At 69.2% G+C, this 893-nt stretch carries 1 protein-coding gene; it reads right to left on the minus strand.

Features of this window, described 5'->3' with window-relative positions:
- A protein-coding gene (locus B5M43_RS14895; protein WP_230668278.1) for an IS5 family transposase occupies positions 1-893 on the minus strand; the annotation gives its coding sequence in 2 pieces (ribosomal slippage) (positions 1-542 and positions 544-893; 892 coding nt annotated over the 2 pieces). This gene is flagged as partial in the annotation.

The raw sequence follows: 893 nt of genomic DNA on the forward strand, positions 1-893 counted from the left end.
TAGGGCGTGTCTGACAATTGTCGGGTCCAGGCGATGACGGCGTTGAGGATCACGGCGGCGCGGTAGACGACGGCGAGCTTGTCGTAGCGGGTGGCGAGGCCGCGCCATTGCTTGATGTGGCAGTAGCGGCGCTCGATGACATTGCGGTTGCGGTAGTCGGCGGCGTCCAGTCCGACGGGGCGGCCGCCGCGTGATCCGCGCCGCTTACGGTGTCCTTGCTGGTCGGACGGTTCGGGGATCACGGCCTTGATGCCGCGCGAGCGCAAGTGTCCGCGGATCGCGCGGGACGAGTACGCCTTGTCGCCGCGGACGGCGTCCGGACGAGTGCGGGGCCGGCCGAGGGGACGGGCGACGCGCAGGTGCGCCATCAGCGGCAGGAACATGGGCGAGTCGCCGGCCTGACCCGCCGTGAGCAGCGCGACCAGCGGCAAGCCGTGGCCGTCGACGAGCTGATGGATCTTCGTCGAGAGCCCGCCGCGGGAGCGGCCGACCGCGTGATCAGGCGGCTCGTCGGCCGGATTCGTGTAATTCGATCCAGCCCCCTGTGAGGCGCTTCGTGTTCGTCGCGTGCTGATGCGCACGAGCGATCGTGGAGTCCACCGACAGCGACCAGTCCACCAGCCCGGCCGCGTCGGCAGCGGCGGTGAGCTTGGCGAGCACCTTGTCCCACGTTCCCTCAATTGCCAGGCGGTGATGCCACGTCCACACCGTCTGCCACGGCCCGAACACGTCGGGAAGATCCCGCCACGCGATGCCGCACCGATACCGGTAGACGATGCCCTCGACCATCAGCCTGGCGTCCGCGAACGGCCGCCCCTTGCGCCCGGTCGGGCGCGGCAGCATCTCCTCGATCAACGACCACTGAGCATCCGAGAGCATCTGAAACCGCGACA

The organism is Microbacterium sp. MEC084, from assembly GCF_004514465.2.
Taxonomy (GTDB): domain Bacteria; phylum Actinomycetota; class Actinomycetes; order Actinomycetales; family Microbacteriaceae; genus Microbacterium.